At 58.0% G+C, this 15717-nt stretch carries 11 protein-coding genes and 3 pseudogenes; 12 read left to right on the top strand and 2 right to left on the bottom strand.

What is annotated here, in order from left to right; genetic code table 11:
- Window positions 1-131 precede the first annotated feature (131 nt).
- From ACFFNA_RS35810 to ACFFNA_RS35845, 8 genes are all read left to right on the top strand, one after another.
- Window positions 132-998, top strand: coding sequence for an HpcH/HpaI aldolase/citrate lyase family protein (locus ACFFNA_RS35810; protein WP_378924665.1), 867 nt, complete (start codon window positions 132-134; stop codon window positions 996-998).
- A gap of 127 nt (window positions 999-1125) precedes the next feature.
- Complete coding sequence (locus ACFFNA_RS35815) at window positions 1126-2052, top strand: LysR family transcriptional regulator (RefSeq protein WP_378924685.1); 927 nt, start codon at window positions 1126-1128, stop codon at window positions 2050-2052.
- A 196-nt stretch (window positions 2053-2248) separates the two neighbouring features.
- Entirely contained in the window at window positions 2249-3682 is a 1434-nt protein-coding gene (locus ACFFNA_RS35820; protein WP_378924667.1) for an NAD-dependent succinate-semialdehyde dehydrogenase, read from the top strand.
- A 6-nt stretch (window positions 3683-3688) separates the two neighbouring features.
- Window positions 3689-5233: a fumarate hydratase gene (locus ACFFNA_RS35825; RefSeq protein ID WP_378924669.1), complete on the top strand. Its 1545-nt coding sequence runs from the start codon at window positions 3689-3691 to the stop codon at window positions 5231-5233.
- A 472-nt stretch (window positions 5234-5705) separates the two neighbouring features.
- Window positions 5706-6203 (top strand): Lrp/AsnC family transcriptional regulator, encoded by a 498-nt coding sequence (locus ACFFNA_RS35830; RefSeq protein WP_378924671.1) that lies wholly within the window; start codon window positions 5706-5708, stop codon window positions 6201-6203.
- Window positions 6204-6365: 162 nt separating this feature from the next.
- The gene (locus ACFFNA_RS35835) at window positions 6366-7772 is read left to right on the top strand and encodes an aminotransferase (protein ID WP_378924673.1); all 1407 of its coding nucleotides are present in this window, start codon (window positions 6366-6368) and stop codon (window positions 7770-7772) included.
- Window positions 7773-7955: 183 nt separating this feature from the next.
- Window positions 7956-8432, top strand: coding sequence for a helix-turn-helix domain-containing protein (locus ACFFNA_RS35840; RefSeq protein WP_378924675.1), 477 nt, complete (start codon window positions 7956-7958; stop codon window positions 8430-8432).
- A 363-nt stretch (window positions 8433-8795) separates the two neighbouring features.
- A complete protein-coding gene (locus tag ACFFNA_RS35845) occupies window positions 8796-9521 on the top strand; it encodes a LuxR family transcriptional regulator (protein ID WP_417568620.1) in 726 nt (241 codons plus the stop codon).
- A gap of 869 nt (window positions 9522-10390) precedes the next feature.
- On the opposite strand, the gene ACFFNA_RS35850 is transcribed toward ACFFNA_RS35845, so the two are convergent.
- Window positions 10391-10657, bottom strand: a complete 267-nt coding sequence (locus tag ACFFNA_RS35850) for a hypothetical protein (protein ID WP_378924679.1) — start codon at window positions 10655-10657, stop codon at window positions 10391-10393.
- A gap of 124 nt (window positions 10658-10781) precedes the next feature.
- Here ACFFNA_RS35850 and relB point away from each other — a divergent pair, with 124 nt between their 5' ends.
- The 4 genes and pseudogenes from relB to ACFFNA_RS35870 form a co-directional block, all read left to right on the top strand.
- Window positions 10782-11000 (top strand): type II toxin-antitoxin system RelB family anti-toxin, encoded by a 219-nt coding sequence (gene relB / locus ACFFNA_RS35855; protein WP_378924681.1) that lies wholly within the window; start codon window positions 10782-10784, stop codon window positions 10998-11000.
- A gap of 1575 nt (window positions 11001-12575) precedes the next feature.
- A pseudogene (locus ACFFNA_RS35860) lies at window positions 12576-12820 on the top strand (transposase); the annotation flags it as partial.
- Window positions 12821-12956: 136 nt separating this feature from the next.
- Complete coding sequence (locus ACFFNA_RS35865) at window positions 12957-13928, top strand: ornithine cyclodeaminase family protein (protein WP_378924683.1); 972 nt, start codon at window positions 12957-12959, stop codon at window positions 13926-13928.
- Between the two features lie 110 nt (window positions 13929-14038).
- A pseudogene (locus ACFFNA_RS35870) lies at window positions 14039-14445 on the top strand (transposase family protein); the annotation flags it as partial.
- A gap of 227 nt (window positions 14446-14672) precedes the next feature.
- On the opposite strand, the pseudogene ACFFNA_RS35875 reads toward ACFFNA_RS35870, so the two are convergent.
- A pseudogene (locus tag ACFFNA_RS35875) lies at window positions 14673-15627 on the bottom strand (IS110 family transposase); the annotation flags it as partial.
- Window positions 15628-15717: the final 90 nt, after the last annotated feature.

Genomic DNA, 15717 nt, shown 5'->3' on the forward strand with positions numbered 1-15717 from the left:
CCCGCCGGCCGAAGCCGAGGAACGCTACTACGCCATGCTGGATGAACCAGCCATAGCCGCGTGACTCAAACGAAACGGCCTCCGGAAAACCCGGCGCGGTTCAGAAAACCGTTCCGGACGTTGAAAGCGCGATGTCTGTACCCCGCTGGAGATCCTTACTCTTCGTGCCCGCTCACGTTCCACGCTTTGTGGAAACGGCCCATAAGCGGGGTGCGGATGGAGTCATTCTCGACCTGGAGGACTCCGTTCCCCAGGATCAGAAGGGCGAGGCGCGCCGGCAGCTGCCCGAATCCGTGGCAAAAGTGCGGCGCAAGGGTGCATCTGTTTTGGTCCGCGTGAATCATGGTCTGCGCGCTTTGGCGGCCGATCTCGATGCAGCGGTCATAGCGGGTGTTGATGCACTTGTCCTTCCGAAGACGGATTCGGCAGAATGGGTGTCAGAGATCGCGAATGCGGTATCGGACCTTGAACAAGAAAGAAATCTTGTCCAGGGACGCATCCGGTTCCTTGCCCAGATCGAGACCCCGGGCGCCTTGCAAAGGCTCGCTGTCATTGCGTCGGCGCATCCAAGGATGGTTGCAATGGCGCTTGGGCCTGAAGACTTCAGTGCCGCTGTCGGCGGCGCCCCGGAATTCGACCTCCTGTTAACACCGAGCCTTTCCGTTCTGTTCGCCGCCCGTTCGGCCGGATTGCTCCCGCTCGGCTTTGTTGGAAGCATCGGCGAATTTTCCGACATCGAAAAACTTCGGCAAGCCGCGACGCATGCGCGGCGGCTTGGCTTTGCCGGAGCTTTGGCGATCCATCCAACACAGGTGGCCATATTCAATGAGGCTTTCTCGCCAAGCGCACAGGAGCTCGAGTGGGCCCATCGTGTTGTCGCGGCGGAAGACGATGCCACCACGCGTGGCCTGTCTGCATTCTCATTGGACGGTAAGATGGTTGATCCGCCAGTGGTTCGGCGTGCCCGCGAGATCCTGGCTCTCACCAGCAACAACTGAGCATTAATCGGCATCCAGACGGCCGGTTTTCGAGCCATGATTTGACAGTTTTGTGACTTGTCTGCCATCTCGTTTCGAGATAGATATGAAGACACTGGGGATTGTGCCTCGGTTGGGTTTGTTCATCGTGGACATCAGGCAGCTAAGATACTTTGTCGGCGTCGTCGAAGCAGGTAGCTTCACGAAGGCAGCTTCAATCCTCAACGTTGCTCAAAGCGCTCTAAGCCTGCATGTGCGTCAGCTTGAGGAAGCATTTGGTATCCAACTTCTGGTACGCGACAGGACTGGTGTTAGTGTCACGGCGTCCGGCGCAAGATTGCTTGAGCGGGGTCGGAGCATCCTCAGGGAAATTCAACTCACCGAGGCGGAACTGACCAACACGGTGGCTGCTCCTTCTGGAGAGGTGACCATTGGCATTCCGTCCGGAGCTGCTCGCGTCCTTAGCGGTCCGCTGCTTGAATCGGTAAGAAGCGAATTGCCGAGGATCTCGCTTAAGATGATCGAGGGCATGACGGGACCGCTGGAGGAGTGGATGGCTGCGGGCCGTTTTAATCTAGCAGTCCTGTACCGCACTGCCGAGAGCGTGGGGCAAATGACGGTGCTGGCCCGCGAAGAGTTTTGCCTGGTGGTGCCGCCGGGTGAACCGCCTTTCGAAGATTCGATACCACTCGCCGACCTGTATGCGTTTCCGCTGGCGGTTCCGATGCGCAACAACAATGTCAGGCGCTCGGTGGCTGATGTCGTTGCGCAACATGGGTGTGTTCTGGACGTCAGATTCGAAGTCGACTCCCTTTCCACAATTATCAATATGGTCATGGAAGGAAAGACGTATTCCATCCTTACCCCGTCGGCCATTCAAAAAGAGGCGTCTCAAGGTCAGGTCCGGACGGTTAAGATCATCGATCCAGTGATCACCCGTTCTGTTGTGCTTGCCGTCAACCCGAAAGATGAGCGCTCTCCAGCCGTTTCTGCGGTCCGCAAGCTCATTCCCAAGGTTACAAATACTTTGATCGAGAGCAAGCACTGGTCAGCCACGGCCCCGGACCGGGCTTAAACACATCCCAACCAGTTTCAGTGCTATCCTCCTCCGCGGCTGCCTGAGCCTTATCAATCTGTATTCGAGATGGTTTTGGTCGATATTCCATATTTGACCCGGCGTAACCATCGCGTTGAAACTGCAGAGAGGCGAGCCCATGGTCCGGATATGGATGGTCTCGCACTGGCAAGAATTCAGTTAAGCGGAGCATGGGATGTCCAACGCCACGAGCTATCAGCTTTTCATCAACGGTAGGTGGCGAGACGGTAGCGACGGAACCACTCTGCCGGTAACCAATCCGGCGACAGAGAAAAAATTTGCCTCGGTGGCGGTGGCGACGGTGTCGGATCTGGATGAGGCCATCGCTTCTGCAGAGCGAAGCCGCAAGGCTTGGTCCTCACGGACGCCAAAAGACCGTGGCGAAATCCTTGTGGCGGCCGCCAGGATACTTGCCACGAAGGTGGGAGACGCAGCGAAGGATTTGTCGACCGAACAGGGAAAGACGATTGCCGAAGCGACCGGTGAATACGCGCGCGCTGTTGAAACATTGGAGTGGAACGGCACGCACGCCGAAGAGCTGTCGGCCCCTGTTCCGATGGGCCCGAACCGGATGATCGTCCCCGAGCCCCTTGGCGTCGTTGCTGCCTTTACGCCTTGGAACTATCCCGCCGTGCTCATCGCCCGCAAGCTCGCCCCTGCTTTGGCGGCGGGCTGCCCGGTGATCCTCAAAGGAGCTGAAGAGACACCAAGCGCTGCCGTTCATTTCGTCGAAGCCTTGCGACAAGCGGGTATTCCGGACGGCGTGGTCAATCTCGTCTTTGGTGTGCCTGTGCAAATATCCCGGCATCTCCTCAGTTCGCCGATCGTCAAGGTGCTAACTTTCACGGGCTCAACCGAGGTTGGAAAACAGCTGGCCAAGCTCGCCGCGAATAACTTGCAGCGGTGCATTCTTGAACTCGGTGGGCACTCCCCGGTTGTTGTATGCGAGGATGCCGACCTGGCAAAAGCCATACCGGCAATTTCGGAATACAAGTTCGAATGCGCGGGCCAGAGCTGCAATGCGCCCAGCAGGATCCTCGTCGCGCGGCCTCTCTATGAGGAATTCCTGTCCCGGATGACCGAAGTCGCCCGCAAAATCAAGATCGGCCCACCTGACGACCCGGCGACGGACATGGGTCCAATGGCAAACGCGCGGCGAATCGAGGCCATGCAGCGTCTGATCGAGGATGCGGTCGATCGCGGCGCCCGCGTCGAAACCGGCGGCACCCGCCTCGACCAGCCGGGCTTTTTCTGGCCGCCGACCATCCTGACAGGGGTGCCAAAAGATGCGAAAGTGCTTCATGACGAGCCGTTCGGGCCGATCCTCACCGTGGCGCCGTTCGACACGATCGAGCAGGCAATCGACGAAGCCAACGCCACTGAGTATGGCTTGGCTGCCTACTTCTTCACCGGCGCCACCGATGCAAAACGGGCGCTGATCGGCGGTCTTTCGGCAGGCGCGATCAGTGTAAATTACCTGAAAGGGGTTTCCGCAGATGCACCATATGGGGGCGTCAAACAAAGCGGCTATGGATATGAGGGGGGCGAGCAGGGATTGCGGAGCTTCCAAAGCCTGAAACTTGTCAACGGGCTCGGGTCATTGGGATGAGATTTCGTGGATAAAAAAACACGGACCATTGCCGGCAAGGATATTACAAAGAGCGTCGGTGACGCCCTTCAGTATATCTCGTACTACCATCCCCCCGACTACATCCGATACCTTTCGCAGGCATACGCGCGGGAGCAGAGTCCGTCGGCTAAGAACGCCATCGGTCAGATTTTGCTGAACTCCCGCATGGCGGCCTTCGGACGGCGCCCGATCTGCCAGGACACCGGTCTCGTGGTGGTCTTTGCAAAGGTTGGCATGGGCGTCCGCATCAAATCAACGGCCAGTTTCGCTAACCTTGTGAATGAGGGCGTCCGCCGAGCCTATCTCGACCCCGACAATCCCCTTCGACCATCGATCGTCTCGGATCCGCTCGCCGCACGATTGAACACCCGCGACAACACACCGGCAGTCGTCCACGTCGACCTTGTGCAAGGCAACCAGATTGAAATCACCATCGCCGCAAAAGGGGGCGGATCGGAAAACAAGGCGCGTTTCACCACCCTTAACCCCAGCGCGTCCGTTGCCGACTGGGTGGTCGACACAGTTTCGACCCTGGGCAGCGGATGGTGCCCCCCCGGCCTGATCTCGGTCGGCATCGGTGGTAGCGCTGAAAAGGCGATGCTGCTGGCCAAGGAGGCCATGAACGAACCTATCGATATGTCGGATTTGATCGGCAGGGGGCCATCATGCGCTGAGGAGGCACTGCGGATTGAGCTTTATGAACGCATTAATGCGCTCGGTATCGGAGCCCAGGGCCTCGGGGGTCTGACGACAGTCGTTGACGTCAAGGTTGCGACCTATCCTACTCATGTGGCATCCAAGCCCGTGGCACTCATTCCGCAATGCGCCGCCAACCGACACCTTACGTTTACCTTGGACGGCTCTGGACCCATCAGGCTTGAGCCGCCTGACCTTTCCGAATGGCCCCAGATCGGTCATGAGGATTTGCACGCAACTGGCGTCCGGCGGGTCAATCTCAATGCGGTCACAAAGGAAGAGACGGCATCGTGGCGCTGCGGTGAAACCCTACTTTTTTCCGGAAAGATGCTGACGGGCCGTGACGCCGCCCACAAGCGAATGGTCGATTTGATCGATGCCGGCGAGCCGCTTCCGGTCGATCTGCGGGGGCGCGTGATCTACTACGTCGGACCCGTCCGCGCAGTGAGGGATGAGGTCGTCGGGCCGGCCGGCCCAACAACCTCCAGCCGGATGGACGGTTTTACTGACAAGATCCTCTCCGAGACTGGGCTATATGCGATGGTCGGCAAAGCGGAGAGGGGACCGGCGGCGATCGAGTCGATTGTCAGACACAAGGCGCCCTATCTCATCGCAGTGGGTGGCGCTGCGTACTTGATTTCAAAATCGATCAAGGCGGCGCGCATCGTTGCCTTTGAAGACCTGGGCATGGAAGCGATCTATGAATTCGAGGTCCAGGACATGCCGGTCATCATGGCTGTCGATGTTGAGGGAAACTCCATTCACAATTCCGGGCCTCTTGAGTGGCGCAAGCGCATGGCAGCCGACAGCATCGCCCGCGGCATCGGCGTTTGAGACTTCCCGGCTTCGCGATCCGGCCAGACTCCCGCGCAGGATTTTGTGCGGCATCGGTAACACAAGCGGCATTTTGTGGTTCAGCTCCTCGGCGAGCCAGATAAGAAAGGCCTTCAAGTCGCTCTGGATGCCAAATGCTCGGATGTAAACGCTGCATCGACCTGCCGCCCATACAATCGACGCTCGGGTGCTTTCGAGGGTGCCAATCAAGTCAAGCACCGGAGATACCAAAAAATGCGCTATCTATTTACGACGAGGTCGCCGCCGACAGGCGATCACCCCTCTCCAAATGCCCGGTTAGGGAAGGGGCAATAGCCCAACTTTTCTACGCTCTCGGTGACCCGACTTTCGACAACCTCGCACTGACGCATTTCGGGCCGAGGACGAATGACGCCCACTGCATTCCTTCAATCAATGATAGAATTGGTTGGCACTAATTGCGCTGTCGACCACCGCTTGAGAGCAAAAGGTCATGAAGTCGAAACCCTCTCCTGTGCGCCTAGACGCTTGGGACGTCCGCATTCTCTCGGAGATCCAGTCAGATGGTCGGATTTCGAAAAGCGAGCTCGCAAAGCGTGTTCACCTTTCGGCGTCGGCCTGTTCGGAGCGGCTCCGTGTGCTCCAAGCCGCAGGGATCATTGAGGGGTTCTATGCGCGACTCAGTCCAGCCCTCATCGGGGGCCTCATCTCTATAATGGTGGAGGTGGTTCTGGATCGCCATCGCCTCGAGGATCAACGGCACTTCGAGACTGCGATCCAAGAGATTCCGGAAATCCTGGACTGCTGGGCCATCGGGGGGCGGATCGACTATTTGATGCGTGTTTCATCTCCTTCCATGGCTGCGTATCAGGATTTCATGGAGGGATTGCTGCAGGCAGGCTTGGGTATCGATCAATACTACAGCCTTGTCGTGACGAAACCAGTGAAATCCAATTCACCGATCCCCTTGTCCGCTCTGAGGCAACGGTAAATCCTCGAAGCCGTCGTTTTCACGGCGTTTGATGCCGATTCCGAGAATTCGTCGGCGAAAGACGTGCATTCCCGCGAAATTCGGGAGGTGTTTGTCGGTATGCTAGTTCCTAAATAGGCGGCGGCCGAGTGTTTCCGCCGACTGATCGCGAGGAGAGGAACGATGAGCTTGAGCAATCTGGGAACCGAGCAACTCCGGGAGAAGGATCGAAACTTCGTCTTTCATCCGTCTACGCACTTAGCCAAGCACAGCCGCGGCGAGACGCCAAATCGGATCATGGCGAGAGCGGAAGGCGTCTACATCTGGGATACTGAAGGCCGAAAAAGCCTCGACGGTTTTGGCGGGCTCTATTGCGTCAATATGGGGTATGGCTGCACCGAGATAGCCGACGCCATTGCTCGGCAAGCACACGAGTTGCCGTTCGCCCATGTCTACGCCAGCCAGGGCACGGAGCCGGTTGCTCTCCTGGCGGAGGCAGTCGTCGAATATTTCGGCCAGAACATGCGAAGGGTCTATTTCGGTCTTTCCGGTTCCGACGCCAACGAAACCAACATCAAGCTGGTGTGGTACTACAATAACATTCTCGGCCGCCCTGAAAAGAAGAAGATCATCTCGCGACATCGCGGTTATCACGGTTCCGGGCTGGTCACCGGTAGCCTGACGGGCCTTCCGTTCTTTCACAAGTTTTTCGACCTGCCTTTGAGCCTGGTGCGCCATACAACGACGCCACATTACTATTGCCAGGCGCATGAGGGCGAAACTGAGGAAGCCTTCTCCAAGCGCTGTGCCGACGAACTTGAAATCCTTATTCTTGCTGAGGGCCCAGATACGGTTGCAGCCTTTATCGGAGAACCGGCACTTGGGACCGGCGGCATCGTTCCGCCTCCAAAGGGGTACTGGACGGCCATTCAAAAGGTGCTGGATAAGTACGATATCCTTCTGATCGCCGATGAAGTGGTTTGCGGTTTCGCGCGAACTGGTGAGAAATTCGGTTCCCACCTCTATGGTATGCGTCCGGATTTCGTCACCATCGCCAAGGGCTTGAGTTCCGCCTACCTCCCCATTTCCGGGTCGATTATCGGCGACCGCGTCTGGTCGGTCCTGGAAGAAGGAACGGAGAAGCACGGACCTCTCGGTCATGGCTGGACATATTCCGGTCATACGCTTTGCGCGGCGGCCGCACTTGCCAACATTCAAGTGCTTAAGGAAAGAAACATTCTGGAGCATGTTCGCGATGTCGGGCCCTATTGGCTGTCCCGTATGAAAGCCGAATTGGAGGGACATCCTATTGTCGGCGAAGTTCGCGGCGTCGGAATCCTGTCTGCCGTAGAGCTGATGCGAGATCCCAAAGCGCGCGTACCGTTTGAGCCCGAACTCCAGGTGGGGGCGCGTGCCGCCGCTGCTCTGCTTGAGAATGGGGTCATCGGCCGGGCCATGCCGCATGGCGATATCCTCGGCTTTGCCCCGCCACTGATCATCACCAGGGACGAGGTGGACATCATCGTCGACGCCACCGCGAAATCGGTTGACACGACGTTCCGCGCGCTAAAAGCCGAAGGCGCAGTATAATCTTTGCTGGCCCCCACCAGTTTTTTTGCCGCTGCTGTCCGGTCCTCCCATTTGACCGCGGCCTTTGGGCGGCGAGCCCTGCCGGTGCACCTCCCCGCCGGCAGGGCGCATTTTTGAGACGTTGCAAGTCCACCTGGAGTCGCTGCCACCTGCAAGCAAGTTGCCGAAGACACAAGGACAGACATGCAACCTGTTTTCGAAAGATTTCTGGAACGGCTTTGGGACAGCGTGGATGAGGTCGATTTCGCAACGGTCGAAGGTCAGCGCTCAGGATCGAACCGCCAGACGGGGCCATCAGGTCTAGCATTCGCGGGGGTGAGCGACAAACTTCTGATGGCGATGCGGATAATGGAAGAAAATGTGGAGTTCCCGCTGGCAATGGACGAGGTCGCGCAAAGGGCCGGAGTATCGCGGCGCCAATTGGAACGCTTGTTCGCTTCCCATATCGGACTTCCGCCGGTGCGTCACTATCTCCGGATTCGCACAGACCATGCGAAGCGCCTGATCGAAGGCACGCGGATGCCCATCATCGACGTTGCCATGGCCTGCGGGTTCATGTCGGCTTCGCACTTCGCGAAGTGTTTCAGAGCCTTCAATGGGATGTCGCCGCAGAAGTGCCGGGGGACAGTGCCGGCTTGGGTTGGGCCCGGCTTAAGATGATAGTTATTTCAATTTAGCGCAGAACAGCGGCCCCTTTCTATGACAATGTAACGATGCGTTCTGGATCATTAGCGTCATCTATCCAATGTCCTCTTCTTCGTCCCGACGGACGTTCACGTGGCAATCACCGGATTGACGACGATTTTCGATGCCGATGACCAGTGGTGGCGCAGGATGACTTCTCGCGATTGTATTTCATTTCATCCAAGAAAGACTTTGCTTGCATTATTGTGTTGGCGGATACAACAGCATCTCAGACAAAGCCCGGCCACGTTTGTGCGGGCCGGCTTGCGATGGAGTCTACAAACCGGGTGGCGCGCAGCAGACAGACGGAGGGATTGAGTCAGGATAATGACGAGAGACCTGCCAGCTATCTTCGAGACATTCCTGAAACAGCTGTCGGAGAGTGTCGATCAGACAGATTTCCGCGAAGCAATGGCCAGCGTGGCCTTGAGACTTGATCTACTCACGTTTGCTTATCTGTCCTTGCCACTGCAACCTTCCGGCGAGCCCAGGCTGATCTCGAATTATCCGCCTTCCTGGACCGCGTACTATCTGCGAAACCGGTATCATAAACTCGATCCAATCGTCTTGCGTGCGCGGTGTGGCGGATGTCCTTTTATATGGGAGCCGGATCTTCGTGGCGTTGGGATATCGCAGGTTCAGCAAAGGCTGTTTGCTGAAGCGGCAGAGTTTGGCATCTGTTGCGGATTGACGATTCCGATTGTCGATCGCAGGGGCGGCGTTGCAGCAATGACCTTTGCTGCGGATGAGCCCAATTCTGCGTTCATGCGCGCTGCCGAGAAGCATGAGCAGGCGCTCCAACTCATGGCGACGTACTTTCACATACATGTTCGCCGTAAACTCTCGGGCAATCGAATGGTCGACGGCGTTTTGCTGACACTCCGCGAATATGAGTGCCTGCAATGGGCAGCGCGCGGCAAGTCTGCCTCAGACATGGGCTGCATCTTGGGCGTCAAGCCGCGCACCGCCGCTTTCCATCTTGATAACGCCAAGAAGAAGCTCGGCGTGCGCACCCAAAACCAGGCCATAGCGCTGCTGGCCTCCTCACAGTCTTCAATTCTTTAAGAACTGAATTTCGTCATTTGGTTCCGCCTGTGCCTGTACACCGGCTGTCTCGGCTGGCGCATTCTCCAGTGGGCGTGTGTGGTACCGAGGTTTCAAGGGCCAGGCTCGACTGGGACCTGTCGGACGAAAGGGTCGATATGAAATTAGATTGATTCCTTTGACGCTCAGAAGCCGCAACATTTTTATTTAGACTCGATGGCCGCGTGATACCTGACCGACGCCTCCGTGCTCTATGCGAGCTTAGCTCATGGATTTGGGAATGCAGCCGACAAGCCGGATTGGTGGGATGAAGAGTCATACGGCTACACTCTCATCTTGCTCGGTCAGACTGGCTGGGCAATCGGCATTCGGGCAGGATTGGGGCCGCATGGCAATGCTGGAAACTTGCTTGAAATCATTGTGCCGCGCCTCAGCTTGGCATGTTGGGACGTTCGTGGCTAATTATCTCAGGCGTGATACCGCAGTATGCTGGTGTTCAAGCCGAATAGAATGCCCATACGTACTGACTAGGACGTCCAGCTTGTCGTGTCGAGCGTTGGCGTTTTGTTGTCCGTCCACCTCCATGTCGACGTAGTCTGGCCCCCCTGGGCAGCTCGGCAGTCTCAGTGCGGACGGACGCCGGCCAAAGACCCTGTTTCAGCCGGAAGCGCGTGGCCGACATCTGCGGACGTCCCCCAGGTTCTCGACGGGCTCGCCTGGGGAGGCTTCGCGCCGGGAAAATTGCCGTAGCAGCGAACTGCGGGTCCAGGTCGACTGAAAATGCCCGTCATCATCTGCATGGCTGCATCAGTCTACCCCGCCACTGGCCGGGCGCTTGTGAATGGCGGGCGCCGGGAGTTCGTTTTGAAAATCGAGCACCGCGCAATTCGTCAGCTGCCGAACAGTTCCTTGTAGCCGGTGGTCACAATCCAGTTCACACGGTCGAGATGACTGCGGAGAGCCTTTCGGGCGCGCTCCGGTTCCTTTGCCGGATCAATGCCGAGGATCAGATGCGCCATTTCCTCTTCGCTGGCGTCGTCAGCGGATGCGTCCAGGAGCTGCATATAGATCGTGAAATGCTCTTTGTCGTAAGCCGTGAGGCTTTCCGACCAGGGGGCTTCATCGGCGATCGGGGTGTTCGATTTAGGCTGTAACATCGCTCGATTCTACCTCCGGAAAAATGGCCTCCGCGAAGCCCCTCGCCAGCGGATTCATGAGCTGAATGTGAATTACATATTATAGTTGATAAACTCAAACCGCTCAATCCGCTCGCTTTCCTGCATGGATATGCGCAGGTTGGTCGGACGGAATGTGCAGAAGATCAGGCAACGGCAGCACCTGACGCAGGAGCAGCTTGCCGACATTTCCGGGTTCAGCCAGCAGTACATCAGCGGTTTGGAGAAAGGCCGAAGAAATCCAACAATCATCACGATCTATGAGCTTGCATTGGCCCTCGGCGTTAGCCACACGGATCTGGTTCGGCCCGACAAACAGGCCTGACACACCGACTGCGAAAGTGATGTAATGCTATACGTCTGCGCTGAGGACGAGCGCCGGAAGTTCGTGAACGCAGTCCGATCTTTCGGAAGACTTCAGGTGATCTCGGCCGTTGGCTTCGCCCCTGCGAGAGGTTGAGGGCGCTTGCGCGAACGGATCAGGGGGGAGAGCGAAGGGGCTGGTCCGGCGCTTCGTATCCACGATCTTTTTCAGCAAAGTCCTATCTATCTGACCGCCAACCAACTCGTTCAGTAGACGGGCCTCTCTGCCCCCCACTGGCCCTGGGTGAAAGACCTTCGCCGACTGCGGCTACGATCGGCTCAAGCTCATGGAAGGCTACCTACCTCGATTTCGTGGTCGAGATAATCGGCCGATCCGACGACCAGAAGGGCTTCGGAGTCTTACCCCGCCGCAGGCGCATCGGGGCACACGTCCGCCAGATTTGCCGGCTGGAATTCGAGGCCCTCGGGATCCACGAGCACAAGTCCGTCAACGACGCCCGTTTTCCTGCAGGCGCGGCAAGTGGGCGCGAGTGTGCTCAAGGGAAACATTCGGGACCTCAACTTTCTTTCCCACCGTTCCGAGAGGGCGAATTGTCCGGTACCGAACACCAGAAGCGTCCTGATCCCGATGATTTCGGCGCCCACAGAGCCATCCGCGATGCTTCATGCCTAGGCCTTGCAGCAATTGGGTCTAGCTGTCTGGTTGGCGGCACTGCTTCAGGTCTGGCGATGCCCTCCGCCGGGCTTCACCGGCACTTGGAGTGGCATTTCGCCCCTACCGGAACCGACCCGAGTAACGCAACGATTTCTTGCACACGTTTTTGCGAAGCCACTGCGTCAGAAGAGGCGATTTGCAGCTCTCGCAGCAGCGCTGCGCCGTCGTTCGACTTCAGCTCCAATGGACCGGCGCCTATTCCCGACAACAGCCATGAGGGGCTCACAGCCAGGATGCCCGCCATCATGGCAAGGCGATTGGATTGCGGCGCGGCGCGGTCGCATTCCCACGCCTTCCAGCATGCTTTGTCGACACCAAGTCGGCATGCGGCCTGTGCCATTGTTAGTTTGACGAGCTCGCGGGCGAACGAGATACGTCCCCCTAGAGTATCGGATGACGCGAAATCATTGTTGTGGATTTGGGTAAGGATTGGCTCGATCTCCTATGCTTTGGTTCAATCCCTTTCGGGCAATGGCCTGCTGCGTATTTCCACGATGCCGGCCATCGATTCGATTTGAAGCACCAGTCTGAACGGGACTCGGCCCCTGATCATTAAAAGCTCCGTATACGCGCTGCAACCTTCGGATCGTGCGCGCTTGTGGACTCCAGTCGCGCGCCATGGTCGAACGTGACAAAAGGGCTCCAATTCGTCCCGTTGGTAGGCGGCGACCAGGCGAGGATCGCGCTCGAGGTGAACTTGGTGCCGTGAGATGATCGTGCCGAGTGGCTTGGCGCCGTGGGCGGTCAGTAATCGGGTCTGGCGACCCAACGGGTTAAAGGACGCGAATTGCAGCGCGAGGGGCAGTCCAAGGTGGCCGACGCTGTCCCAGAGGCCGCGCGTTTTCAACCCTACCTCGGCAGACCTTCTTTCGCCTGCCGCGCCACTACACAAGCATCTGAAGAGCACCAACATGCTCGAACGCATCAACGAGGAAATCCGCCGGCGCACCTACGTCGTGCGCATCTTCCCCAATGCCGAGAGTTGCCTGCGCCTGGTCAGAGCGCTCGCCGTCGAAACCAATGAAAACTGGATGGAGGCCAACCGTTACATCGACATGGACGACCTGCGCGAGCACAAGAAGCTCGCACTCTGCCAAGCCGCATGACCAGTTCCATGGCCGTCCCTTTTGCAGAACTTGACGCACACAACCTTTATCAAGCAAATCTCCCCCCGGTAAATAAGTCGCAGCCAAGGTTAATCTCACTGTGATTAAACCCGCAGACGCCTGAGGAGAGTCGGCTATGAATAATCAGTTGCTTTACCTCAACGGGGCTGAAATCGCGGCCCTTAGGCCCAATCCAGCCGATCTACGCCTGAGCCTGGCTCGAGCGTTCCGTTTGCACGCGCAACACCGAGTTCAAGTGCGTCCGAAACAAACCCTCGCAATCGCTCCTGGACATTTTTTTCAATCGCTGTGCGCAGCCTCGCCCGAGCCTCCTTATGCAGCCGCCAAATGGGTCGGCATCGTAGCTGAAAATCCCGGAGGAGGGCTGTCGAACGTTAACGGTCTTGTTATCCTCAGTGATTTTAATACTGGACAACCTCTAGCTATTATGGACGGCAACAGCCTAACGGTTTTACGCACCGCCGCCATGTCGGCACTTGCGGCGGAATATCTCGCGCGCCCGGATAGTACATCCATTGGCTTTGTAGGCTGCGGCCAACAGGCGCTTGGACACCTTGATGCAATGTACGATCTTTTCCCCGGATTGGCCGAAGCAGTTTGCTTCGATCATAACGCAACCTCAGCGGGCCGGTTGGCGATCATCGCACGAGAGAAGGGTCTACAAAGCCGCGATACCACGGCGGCCGATGACGCGCTCGCCTGTGACATCGTCATTACGACAGTGCCCGGGACCGCTACGCTTACTCCCTTCCTCGATGCCACCATACTGCGTCCAGGCAGCTTCGTCAGCGCGGTCGACCTCGGTCGGTCATGGCGCGTCGAAACTTTCAACGTATTCGATCTTCGCGTCGTGGACGATCGCGCCCAGGCAGAGGATCCAGAAAACCGATCCAAGCTCGCCTATCCCGGCCCCTTTGATTCGGATTTGGCAATGCTGGCGAGCGGAGTTGCGCGAGGCCGTTCTTCGGATCCAAGCCAGCGCACGCTCTTTCTATTTCCGGGCTTTGCCCTTGCCGACCTTGCAGTCGCCAGCGCGTTGTTCGAGACAGCTGTTCGAACCGGTCTAGGCGTCTGGCTGCAGCGGTAGGAATCTTGAGGCGCCCGACGAAGAGGTTCAAGTGCCATTAGATATTTGGGCATTCGCCCAAAGCCGGCCATTAGACGCTTCTCGGCTGGCTTTCGCGCGCTCCAGAACCAGTGCGCGAGTTGCAGAGCCTGCTTGGCAAAGAGAAGCGGCGGGATCAAAAAACAGGTGTTGTGGTCGCTGTCGCTGGCAAGGGATGGTTTCCGATGAAGGCGGTATGCGAGACGATGGCCTCGCCCGCCCCAACATCGCCGGGCGTTCGAGGGGCCGTGGATCACGGCCGAATTGGCCGCCCTCCCGAGTCCAATGGTGCCCGACGGGCCGAGATCGGCTGCGACAATGGCGAGAAGGTTCGCGTCGCTTTCGCGCTCGACTGCTGCGACCGCGAGGCCGTGCCCATGTTGCCACCACACAGGCATCAAAGGTAAGGACGTGCGCGACCTCAGCATCACCGCTGTCAAAAATCCGCTTCGGCCAGGTCAACCGGCTGACCAACACGATCGAGTGGCTAAGCGACAACGTCCTAAGAGCGGAAGGAAATGGTGTGAGCAGGGCAAAGTCTCTCTGTCCGTCAGCATGCTCTCGCTGCATGACGCTCGTCAAGTCGGATGGTCGAACCAGGCGGCTTCCACCGGCAACGGAAAAGGTCTCGTCCATAGCAAACACAGGGTACGCGGGGTGGCGGCCCTCACCGTCCTCAATACGAGCTTCTGATCCAGGTAGAAGACCCGAACATTATCTACAGGGTCATCGCAGCGATGCCCTCACGGCCCTAGCTGACAGAGGTCCTTCCACCTGGCACCCGCCCCTCGACGAAGGGCCGGTAGTCTGCACCGCTCTTGATGACAGCGTGCACGACGCGCGCCATCTTGGCAGTAATTGCGGTCATCGCCTTGCGGCGCAAATCGGGGTTGTCGCGATCTTTTGCGATATAGCGCTCGAACTTGTGGCGGAAACCATTCTCGCGCTGACGGATAGCGACCTGTCCGGCGATCCACAGGGTGCGGCGCAGTAGAGCATTGCCGAATTTTGAAAGCCGGGTCTGACCGCGATATTGACCGGACTGCTGGGTTGAGAGATCCAGCCCGCACAGGCTGCGGGCCTCCGCGACAACCATGCGGAACATACGAATGGCAGGGGCATCAAGCGGCAACGGCAGTCCGATCGATGTGTTCGCCGTCTCATAAATATCCATTAGAATCTGTGTCTTGCTGACTTGCGGCCGACGACATCCAGGCGGCTTTTACGAACGCCTCCTTCGTCAGCGTCGTGATACTTGCCGGCGTCGGAAGGGCATCGAGGAATGCGAAGAACCAATCGCTGCGACTGTTTCCCCTGAAGCGGTCGATCTCGGGAAAATACAGCGGCAGGTAGTGCGTCAGGATGCGGTGCTGGATCTCGGTCTTGGCTCTGCGATTGCTTCATGCGTCTTCGACAGTTCCTGTACGTCGTTGATGCCGGCGCGGAGCGGATCGTGATAGCGCTGCGTCGCCTGGATTCTCAGCATGTGCAGAATAACTTGCGCATCCTTGGGATCGTTCTTGTCCCAACTGTTGTGCAAAGCCTCCCGCGTTCGGGCGAGCGCCAGCGACGACACAAGCCGCACCTCGAACCCAGCCTCAGCCAGGCGCCATGCGATGGGTCGGTGATAATTGCCCGTCACTTCGAAGCCGCAGATCACTGGTCGGCCGTAAGCGGTTAGCTGACGGCGTCTGGTTTGAAGTTCCAGGGCATGAGCATTTCGATTTTGGCTGCGGGCCAGCGCTGAGCGATGCGGGTCAAGGTCTGGGAG

It is taken from the genome of Mesorhizobium kowhaii, assembly GCF_042431665.1.
GTDB classification, from domain to species: Bacteria; Pseudomonadota; Alphaproteobacteria; order Rhizobiales; family Rhizobiaceae; genus Mesorhizobium; species Mesorhizobium kowhaii.